Source organism: Lichenibacterium ramalinae, assembly GCF_004137085.1.
GTDB classification, from domain to species: Bacteria; Pseudomonadota; Alphaproteobacteria; order Rhizobiales; family Beijerinckiaceae; genus Lichenihabitans; species Lichenihabitans ramalinae.
In genome coordinates this window covers 1-9340 of record NZ_QYBC01000047.1, presented here as the reverse complement: position 1 = coordinate 9340, position 9340 = coordinate 1, and the positions used below count along the sequence as shown (strand labels likewise).

The 9340-nt window shown below is 64.6% G+C and carries 14 protein-coding genes; 3 read left to right on the top strand and 11 right to left on the bottom strand.

Going from position 1 to position 9340, the window contains the following annotated elements:
* Positions 1–122: 122 nt before the first annotated feature.
* The gene (locus D3272_RS26745; protein ID WP_129222285.1) at positions 123–1058 is read right to left on the bottom strand and encodes a hypothetical protein; all 936 of its coding nucleotides are present in this window, start codon (positions 1056–1058) and stop codon (positions 123–125) included.
* 512 nt (positions 1059–1570) lie between these two features.
* Here D3272_RS26745 and D3272_RS26740 point away from each other — a divergent pair.
* Together D3272_RS26740 and D3272_RS26735 are read left to right on the top strand one after the other, a co-directional pair.
* Positions 1571–2212, top strand: coding sequence for a ParA family protein (locus D3272_RS26740; protein WP_129222284.1), 642 nt, complete (start codon positions 1571–1573; stop codon positions 2210–2212).
* Positions 2212–2508, top strand: coding sequence for a hypothetical protein (locus D3272_RS26735; RefSeq protein WP_129222283.1), 297 nt, complete (start codon positions 2212–2214; stop codon positions 2506–2508). The genes D3272_RS26740 and D3272_RS26735 overlap by 1 nt, the downstream gene beginning before the upstream one ends.
* 44 nt (positions 2509–2552) lie before the next feature.
* On the opposite strand, the gene D3272_RS27600 is transcribed toward D3272_RS26735, so the two are convergent.
* From D3272_RS27600 to D3272_RS26725, 3 genes are read right to left on the bottom strand one after another with little or no spacing between them, the layout of a single operon-like run.
* On the bottom strand, positions 2553–2720 hold the full coding sequence (locus tag D3272_RS27600) for a hypothetical protein (RefSeq protein WP_165361555.1): 168 nt from the start codon (positions 2718–2720) through the stop codon (positions 2553–2555).
* A 45-nt stretch (positions 2721–2765) separates the two neighbouring features.
* Positions 2766–3128 (bottom strand): hypothetical protein, encoded by a 363-nt coding sequence (locus tag D3272_RS26730; RefSeq protein WP_129222282.1) that lies wholly within the window; start codon positions 3126–3128, stop codon positions 2766–2768.
* Positions 3128–3334 carry a hypothetical protein gene (locus D3272_RS26725; RefSeq protein WP_129222281.1) on the bottom strand — a complete coding sequence of 69 codons (207 nt, stop codon included), beginning with the start codon at positions 3332–3334 and terminating at the stop codon, positions 3128–3130. Before D3272_RS26725 ends, D3272_RS26730 begins: the two co-directional genes overlap by 1 nt.
* A 382-nt stretch (positions 3335–3716) precedes the next feature.
* Between D3272_RS26725 and D3272_RS26720 the strand changes: the two genes are divergently transcribed.
* Positions 3717–4367: a transcriptional regulator gene (locus tag D3272_RS26720; protein ID WP_129222280.1), complete on the top strand. Its 651-nt coding sequence runs from the start codon at positions 3717–3719 to the stop codon at positions 4365–4367.
* 1481 nt (positions 4368–5848) lie between these two features.
* Here the strand turns inward: D3272_RS26720 and D3272_RS26710 are convergent.
* The 7 genes from D3272_RS26710 to D3272_RS27785 form a co-directional block, all read right to left on the bottom strand.
* Entirely contained in the window at positions 5849–6181 is a 333-nt protein-coding gene (locus D3272_RS26710; RefSeq protein ID WP_129222278.1) for a four-helix bundle copper-binding protein, read from the bottom strand.
* 62 nt (positions 6182–6243) lie between these two features.
* Positions 6244–6624, bottom strand: a complete 381-nt coding sequence (locus D3272_RS26705; protein WP_129222277.1) for a hypothetical protein — start codon at positions 6622–6624, stop codon at positions 6244–6246.
* A 261-nt stretch (positions 6625–6885) separates the two neighbouring features.
* Positions 6886–7356 (bottom strand): EAL domain-containing protein, encoded by a 471-nt coding sequence (locus D3272_RS26700; protein ID WP_245496811.1) that lies wholly within the window; start codon positions 7354–7356, stop codon positions 6886–6888.
* Between the two features lie 244 nt (positions 7357–7600).
* Entirely contained in the window at positions 7601–7960 is a 360-nt protein-coding gene (locus D3272_RS26695) for a hypothetical protein (protein WP_129222276.1), read from the bottom strand.
* Between the two features lie 59 nt (positions 7961–8019).
* Positions 8020–8238: a hypothetical protein gene (locus D3272_RS26690; protein ID WP_129222275.1), complete on the bottom strand. Its 219-nt coding sequence runs from the start codon at positions 8236–8238 to the stop codon at positions 8020–8022.
* Between the two features lie 201 nt (positions 8239–8439).
* Entirely contained in the window at positions 8440–9141 is a 702-nt protein-coding gene (locus D3272_RS26685; RefSeq protein WP_129222274.1) for a recombinase family protein, read from the bottom strand.
* A gap of 15 nt (positions 9142–9156) precedes the next feature.
* A partial coding sequence (locus D3272_RS27785) for a hypothetical protein (protein ID WP_207210333.1) occupies positions 9157–9340 on the bottom strand: 184 nt, incomplete at its 5' end.

Genomic DNA, 9340 nt, shown 5'->3' with positions numbered 1-9340 from the left:
ATCGCTGCACTCCCTGCTACGCAGGGGGGATGGGTTCCTCGTGGCGCCGCCGGATGGGTTTACCGTGGCGCCTGACACGCCAGATCCGCGAGACTCGCGTCTTTCCCCCACCCAGAAATTCGTCATATCCGTCCAGCGGTGAGCTGCAGGCCGTAATACGCCGCCATCATGCCGAAGAGCGTCACAAGGTAGAGCCCGCAGACCGCGATCGCGTTGATCCGTGGACCCTGCGCCGGAAGCCGTAGGGCGTCTTGGAGGGGCGTGGCTCCACGAAGGATGACGGCGAGAAGGATGGCGATGATTGGGATATGCCCGACCACGTCCAGGTGGCCGAACTCCGGCATGGCAGAGATGAAAACCACCATCAGGGCCAGCGCACCCACCCGCAGCAGCCCACGTCCCACGACCAAATAGAAGGCCAAGCTGAACTCGACGAAACCCGCAATCACGACGACATCGGGGATGGGGAAACCCGCCGCGATGTTTGGATGCGTCGCCATGATTGTCGAGGTCCACTGCGGATAGAGGAATTTCTCGATTGCTGTCCACATTAAGCTGAAGCCAAGGCTTGCACCGAGCAGAGGCAGTCGCCAACGCTGCAGCGGCAAGGTCGACCAGGGCGTCAATGCTAAGTACGCGGCATAGCCAGCGAAGAACACGTAATCGGTCATGTGGAAGACGCCGTATCGGGCCATGCCGATGCCGAACAGTCCCATGAGGGCAAGCGCGGCCAAGGGGCAGGTCCAGCGCCACAACACCAGCACCGCCACAGATCCTTGTAATCCATCGATCACCCAATCATGGCCTAACAGCTCCGGCGTCAGAACGACCTCATTGATGTGTCCCCAGGGCACGATCGCGGCATTATTCCACAGCAGCAGGCAGTAGGCGCCGATCCCGAAGCGGACGATCGCCTCTTCCGCCCAGGCCAGCCGGCCGCCGGTCGACAGCATGCGGGGGCGGAGCCGTGCGAGCCAACCATCCGCGACCAGCCCCGTGAAAACCAGGAGCAGGAAACCGACACAGCAGAGCAGGAATATCGGCGACAGCACGTGCAAGAATGCCACCGGAGGGCGCGTAAGATCCGTCGGTCCGCAGAACCATTTGACGTGTGCTGAGGCTGCGGAGGGGATCAGGGCCGTAACCGTGGCAGCGAGCCAGAGCCTCGAGCGCGGCGGTTCGCACTCGCCAAATTGGTGGTCCATGGCTACAGTTTCCACCATCTTGACTGCAGCGTTGTCGCTCCAGCTCTGACAGGTCGGATACCCTCGCCATCAACTTGCTGCAGCGGAGGGACCGGCCTATCGCATCACATACGAGAGCGCCGACACGGAGTTTCAGCTAAGGGCCTGAGATGCGCGAACTACGCCGCCTCCCGCGGGGTCGGGTGGGTGCTCGCCGGGTTTCTGTCGCCGAGGGCGTGACCCACCAGCCCCGCGCATTCGCCAGCGTGCTCTATGGCTTCCGTGCCTTCGGGCATTCGTGCGGGCTGGCTTGCACGCAAACACGATAGGCGCAGCGGACGCGAGGCGGCGAGCCAAAAAGCACGCAAGCCAGAAAGGCAGGAAGCATGAAAACAGTTGTTCTGGCGAGCCAGAAAGGCGGCGCCGGCAAGACGACCTTGGCGGCGCACCTCGCGGTCGCCATCGAGCAAGCCGGCGACGGCCCGGCCGTGCTGATCGACACGGACCCGCAGGGCTCGCTCTCGGCATGGTGGAATAGCCGCGCGGCCGAGACGCCGACGCTGGCGCCGTCGACCATCGCGGAGCTGCCTACCCGGCTTAAGGCCCTGGACGCGGCTGGCTTTGCCTATGCCGTGATCGACACACCGCCGGCCATCACGGACAGCATCCGGGCGGTGCTGGCGACAGCCGACCTCGTGCTGATCCCCGCACGGCCGAGCCCGCACGACCTCCGGGCTGTCGGCTCGACGGTCGACCTGGCCCACGACGCCGCGCGGCCCTTCGTCTTCGCCGTTACGCAGGCCAAGGCGAACGCCAAGCTCACGACGCAGGCGGTTGCCGCCCTGTCGCAGCACGGCGCCGTGGCGGGCTCCATCGTGCACGATCGGGTCGACTACGCATCATCCATGATCGACGGGCGGACTGTCATTGAGACGGACCCGAAAGGGCGTAGCGCCGCCGAAATGGGCGAGCTGTGGGCCTTCGTTAAAGCACGCATGCACGCAAGCACGAAAAGCAGGAAACGGTAATGGCCGGAAAGCAGAAAGCCCCCGAGCTGTCTGCCGGGCTCCTCGCTGTGAAGGGCACCGCGGCGCCAGCCGTCGACATGAAGCCTCGCGTACCCGAGCCGGAAGCGCCACCCAAGGCCGAGCCCGCAGTCGCGGACGAGCCGGCCGAGAGCGACCGAAACGACGCGCCCCTGAACTTCCGCGTCTCGGCCGACTTCCGGCGCGAGTTCAAGACCTACGCGGCCCAGCACGACCTTAAGCTGAACGAGCTGCTGCGGCGGGCCTTCGACGTCTACAAGCGCCAGGGAGACAGATAGCCCGAGAGCGTGCTTGCGTGCTTTCTGTCTTGCACGGTTATCCGCTACTCCAGCAACCCCATCGCCCTCACGGCTGCGATCATCCGCCGGGCCTCGCCGGCATAGGTGGTCCAGGCCGGCGCCGTGACCTCGTGATAGCGCTCGCCGCCGCCCTCCTCGACCACGTCCGTCCCGACCGTGACCTCGGCCTCGGGGTCGTTCCCGTCCGCCACGCACAGGGCGCGGCCACGCGGGCGATGCGGTCCTCGTCGGACATGCTACGAGCCTTTTCGAGTTCGAGAAGGCCTTTGGGTTGTCACTTCGGCAACAGGTGCAACAGCTTCACCCGGCTTCACGCCCTTCGCAAGCCTGTCGAGGATAAGGGGAGCGCTGGCCCCGAGGTAGAACGCCGTGAGGCTGTTTTGAGCGTCCATCACGACGGGCAGAGTTCCACTGACAAGAGCGAGGATGGCCCGGAAAAGCAGATAGGGGATGCGCTTGTATCGCTCGGGGCAATGGCCGTCGATTTCACTGCACGCCTTAAAGGCGGCTCCTGCCTCGACGGCAAGACTGCCGATGACACCGATCCAGTACGGGCCGACCTCGCCAATGAGGGGCAACGTGAAAGGGGCGGCCGCCACTAGTTATGGGGCATGTGGTGATGGTCAGAGTCCGCGATACCGCCAAGGCGGAAATAGGTCGTTACGGGTGCGAGCACGGTCGCCAGCCGCCGAGCCTCAGCCTGCTTATGAACGAGCTTGAGCACGCTCATCGCAAAATTAGCGGTCAGGAGCACCCCGCCAACGGCAGATAGAACGTAAAACAGAGCGTGAATCACGATGCCCATCCCGTCCTCCTGGCTCGCTGCGAGACCGGAGAGTGACGCTTTTTGTGTTTCTTAGCCGTAAAGGTGGATCGGGACCTTGCCGCCGTCAATCGGCAAATGAGGCCGACCCCGCCGTTTGACACCGCGCCCTCATCCGGGCGTCATGGTAAATTGCGCGACTCACGGGTCGGGCATGATGCGGAGTGTGGATGGCCGGATAGGGCGCTGAAACGAGAAGAGCCCCCAGGTTGGCGCCTGGAGGCTCTTGGAATCGATAGAGGTCTTTGGGGACCGTTTACAGCCCCGAAGCTCTCATGACCTCCCACGGGGAGTCAACGCGCAAATTGGCGTTTGCGTGATCGGTCTCGCTTTGTCCCCAGGACGGCCCCGACGAGGGGCGAAGATGTTAACCGACGAAATCGCGCGGGCCGTGCAATCGGCGCCGCAGTCGAGGCTTGCCGAACTGGCGGCAACGATCTGGCGCGCCTACGGGGCAGGAGCCATCGGTGAGACCGACGCCCAGGCGCTTGCAGAGGCCGTGGAGGCCCGGAAACGCATTCCGGCCGTACCGACACAGCCCCGGCGTGTCGGAAGCCGCCCACGGGCTCCTGAGAGCCTTGAGCGTCGTCGTCGATGGGTGGCGTCGGGATGGGTGCCGCCTACCATCGCCTGCAGGTTCACAGCCGGCGAGCTGTCAGCCTTGTCGGTCGTGGCCGCCCAGGTCGCGAAGCACGGCCGGTGCGACCTGGCGCTGGATCACATCGCGGCGCTGGCCGGCGTCGGCCGAACCACCGTCCGCAACGCCCTCGGCGAGGCTCGGCGGCTCGGGTTCCTCACCGTCGAAGTGCGGCAGCTCCGGGCCTTCCGCAACGATACGAACGTGATCCGCATCGTCGCGTCGGCCTGGCAATCATGGATCTCGATGCGTCGGTCGACGCCAGGGCAGGGGGTGGGCGCAAAACCCTGCGCTGCACGAAATACCCATATTTCTTACGAGGGTAGAAAGAGCAGGGTTCAACCCATTCAACAGGAAACACGGAGATGGTCCCGGTGAAAAGTGTCAGTTGCCCGCATGATGCAACGCTGGTCGCGATGGCCGCACCGAGGGTGCACAGGTGTGACCAGAGCAAACCGCAGCGTTTCGCAGCAATCCGAAGCGTTCTGAAGCCTGCCAGCCCTTCAGTGCGTAAGGTGTGACCCCCCTTCCCTTGTGGTCCTTTGGTGGTCTTTCGCTAGGCCTTGGTGGTCCTCACTAGGCTGGACTAGGCATCGCTAGGCCGCCCACGCTCGCCTCAGGGCTGGGTGAGACAGTCGCGGTCGACGACAAGACAAGATTCCTCGGCATCGTGATAGGCTGGCCTTGGCCACGCGTCCCGGTGCTCGGGGTCCGGCCCGACGCCGCGCAAGGCCTCGACGATGCCCGTGCAACTCGCTGGCGTTAACCCTATGCTGGTCGATGGCCGCCCGTTGGGGTAGGCCCGCGTAGGGAGGATGCTCGATGCGGCTCACTCTAGCCGTCGGCGCACTCGGAATGATGATCGCTGTCGCAGGCTGTTCAAAGGGCGACCCTGGCCAGCAAGGCGCGCAAGGGTCGGAAGGTCCTGCGGGAGCCGCTGGACCGGTCGGTCCCGCAGGACCTCCGGGTCCGGTTGGAGCTGCTGGACCAGCAGGGCCAAAGGGTGATGTTGGAACGCAGGGTCCCTCTGGAAAGATTGGAGACGTTGGGCCAATTGGCCCGGCCGGACCGGCGGGACCAACAGGCGAGGCAGGACAGCCTGGGCCAAAGGGCGAAGTCGGCACCACTGGGCCGGAAGGGCCCATGGGTCCGAAGGGAGAAGCCGGTGGGGTCGGGCCGACTGGGTCTAAAGGCGAAGCAGGTGGTATTGGACCTGTCGGCCCCGCCGGACCCGAAGGGAAGCCGGGCGAGACGGGAGCAGCAGGTCCCGAGGGCAAACCTGGCGCGACCGGCCCCGCAGGGCCAAAGGGCGAGGCAGGCAACATCGGGCCGGTCGGTCCAGCTGGGCCCGAAGGCAAGGCTGGTGCAACAGGCCCAGCCGGTCCGAAAGGTGACGCTGGTAGCACTGGCCCAGTTGGGTCGGCTGGTCCGTCGGGGCCTGCAGGTCCGAAGGGTGACGTTGGTCAGACTGGACCGCAGGGCGCATCTGTTGGTTTCAGAGTGGTGAGCGGCTCGGCGAAAGTGACGTGCGACGCTGGGGAAACGCTGGTCAGCGCAATCTGTCCCAAGGACGGCAGCGCCGTGCACTACACGGGGTCCAACGGTGCCAGCTGCGACGGCACGCCGGACGTGAACGCCGTGATCGTGTGTGCGAAGCAGTAGGATGAGCGACCGATGAAACGACCGGGATTGCGGGTGTCGAGGCTCACGCGATCCCGTCCACTAGGAAAAAGGATACTCCAGCACGCCGGAAGCGGATCAAGGCCGACAGCTCGCGCCAGTCGATCGGGTAGAGCCAGCGGTGGTGCCGGCGGATCGGTATGGAGGTTTGCCTATGCCGAGCTATATCCTTCTCGGCTTCAGGACGCCATCTTGCTGCAGGACTCAGCGCAGGCGCGACAAGCCTTCACGCATTCGTCCATGTCGCCGACCTTTTCGCAGCTTTCGGCGCACTTGGTGGCGATCTCGGCGCATTCGGGGGCCAAATGCTTCGCGTGTGGCGAGCCCAAGATCATAAGATGAGCATGCGTGCGACATACCTCGGCGCAGGCTAGCATCAAGCGGAAGTGCTCCTGTTCGACATGTGGACCGCCGACCTTCAGGCAATGGTTCGACGCCATGCCGAGGCAGGTGGCGTAGCATTTGAGGCAGGTCTCGATGCACTTCTGGGTTTCAGGCAACAGCATTTCCATTCTATGTCTCCGATCCTCAGGTGAAGCCGCTCAGCCCCTATTGTGGGTGGCTATGATGTGCTTTAAGGCTTGGAGGCTGGTGCCGTAGAGCCAGCTGGCGGCGTTCCCGTCACGTTGCCCGCAGACGTCTTGGGAGCAGGCATTTCCGTCACCTCCATCACGGAGTCAGGACCGATCACCATGGCTACGGGATCACCCTTTTTGTCCTTCGCGCGAACGTAGAAGGAAGACGGTGTGACAGTTACCTCAGTATACCCGGCCTTCGTCATCTGGTCCTGGATCTGCTGCCTGATGGCGATCGGCTTTGCACCGTCTTGATCGGCCGTAGCCATCGCTTGGCTGTTCTGAACCACCGGACCTTTGTCGGCGGACTGAGCCTGAGCACCGACCACGCCGGTCAGGAGAGCCAAGCTGCAGCCGGAAATGAGAAGCACCTGTTTCATCGAACTCTCCCAAGGCGGTTTTGCGATCGGGAAAGCGAACGAGGGTAGGCTTAGTTGCCGAGTAGCACATTAAAGGTTGGCCACTCGCCCGAGCGCAACGGCCACCCTGTCCACATCGGACGACAGAGGCGCATCATCGTCTAGGCACAGCCGGTCGAGGACGAACCGCTCTGGCCCGGCCGCCCGGAGCAGGCGAGCATGGTCGCGCTTGGTGGCCTGCCACGCCTCGTCCGATATGCCCGACCGATCCCGCCAGGAACGCTACTCGGCCGCCTGCAGGACTCTGAGCGGAGGAACGATCGGCATGGCGAGGCGCTCGAAAGCCGGCTTGGCGATGAGGTAGCCTTGGATCAGGCGCACCCCGAGGTCGCGCAACGCTTCCAGTTCGTCGGCCGTCTCGATACCCTCGCAGAGTGGCGTGATCCCCAGATCCTCCAAGAGCCGCAGCGTATAGCGCAGGATTGAGCGCTTGACGGGATCGGTATCGATGCCCCGCACCAGATCCATGTCGATCTTGACGATGTCGGGCTGGAACTTGGAGAGCAGCTGGAGGCCGGCATGGCCTGCACCGAAATCGTCGATCGCCGTCTTGAAGCCGATCGCCTTGTAGGTTCTCAGGATGTTGAGAAGGTGGTCCGTTCGAACCCGGAACCGTTGCGGCAGCCCTGACATCCGATCGACATGAGCGTGAGTTCCAGATTCCCCGAGCTGATGATGCAGTGTCGCGATCAACCATTAAAATCGTGATTGCCTCATTCGTCACTATGGATGGAACTATGAGCGATCCCGCCAGGATCGGAACGGGCCACCCGACCGCTCGTAACGCACCGGAGAGCCCCGTAGGCCAGGGCCGCGGCGTGCTGGTGGGTGTCGAGGGTCCCATCCTCGAGAAGATGGTCCAGGGTTGGCCAGGAGGGTACGACACGGGGCCGTACCGGCAGGCGAATGACCTGAGCCGAGGGCATGGCGTGAGCGTTCATGGCCTCTCTCCGATCCTGAACAGGACCACCAGCACGTCGAGGGCGGCGGTCAGCAATGGCAGCTCGCCCGGCAGGGGCGCCTCATCGTCGAGCACGATGCGGTCCAGCATCGCCACGGTCCGTCCGGCCCTCGCCTGGTGCGCCCGCTGGGCCACTGCGCCGTCGAGGACGCGACGGACTCCACCGGCCGTGATGGCCACGCGCGCCACGCCGAGACCGCCTTCCACACCGGACAGCATGGCGGCGTGTTCCTCTCGGAGGGCCATCATCGCGGCCTCGCTCATCTCCCGCGGGGTGCGGCCTGCCTCGATGTCGTAGAGGCAGCTTCGGGCGGACCGGCGGGGCATCTCCATCATGCGGTCGAACCGACCCCGGAGGCGTCCGTAGGCCTCGGCAGCGTTGAACTGCCGCTCGGTCAGGTCACGGCACAGTCGCAGGCGCCCGATCGACGAGCCCCACCGCGGATCCCCGAGGCGTCCATGCCCAGGATGCCGATGGCCGAGGCGGGACAGGTCGGGCTGGCGAGAAGGTCGCCCTCCATGCCCGCGATGCGCCCGGCAATCCACGGCAGCACCAGATGCTCGGCCCTGAACAGGAGGCCGTCACAGACAAAGGGGCCGGCCGGCACGCCCATCAGGACACAGCCGCCGTGAAGGCCACCACCGCGATGGCCGCGATGGTGACGCCCGAAAGCAAGAGGATGGTCTCGAAACGAAGCACGGCGCCGGCCTGAAAGAACTTGACGCTGCCGACAATAGCTGATGATGGGCAGAAAGGGAACTATCTGACCGTTATTTACAGGCATACACGTAGATCAACACATATATACGATGATCTATGCTGATATGTGTTCTGAAATCATTTTCAGCGCCCGCGAAACCTGCATGGGCGACCACGTACCGCCGCGAGCTGCCGGAATACCTCGCTCGTTGAGAGCTTGAGCCAGCCCGCCGAGGCTGGTGATGCCGGAGGCTTGCAGGGACGTGAGGGTCGGCCCGAGGTCGGCGGCCCGGGCTTTTGCCTGCGCCGTCTTCGCCACCGTCCCCATGGCCCGTGTCGCGGCCGTCATCTCGACCCCGGGACGGGTGCCCCCGAGCTTCACGCCACGAGCCTTCGCCGCCGCCAACGCCTTGCGGGTCCGGTCGCCGATCATGCCGGCCTCAAGCTCCGCCACGGCCGCCATTTGCTGAAGCATGAACCGACCGGTGGGTCCCTCGATCTGCGGGAGGTCGCAGAACCGGACGTCCACGCCGGCCTCAAGGAGCTTCGACAGGAAGGCCAAAGAGCGCGTGAGGCGGTCGACCTTTGCGACGACCAGCGGGGCGCGGTGCAGGCGCGCGCAGGCCAAAGCCTTCGCCAGTTCCGGCCGGTCGGCGTTGCGTCCGGATTCCACCTCGACGAACTCACCAACGAGGCGCCAGGCCCCACCGTTGAGGTAGCCAGCCACGGCGGCACGCTGCGCATCGAGCCCAAGCCCAGAGCGACCCTGACGGGCGGTGCTGACGCGGCAGTACGAGACAAAGGGGCCGGTCTGCATGGCTTAACGTTCCGTTCAACGCTCGTTGACTGAAATGTTATGGACCAGCGTCGATGTGCGCTCAAGGACGTCGATGGGGATTTTTCTGGATTTACGGGGCGGATTTGACCGTCGGCCCCGCGCGGCACATATCTTGGACAGTGGGCGCGCGCCCACGCTATCCGGCATCTCACCATGGCCCATCGCGACCACTTCACCT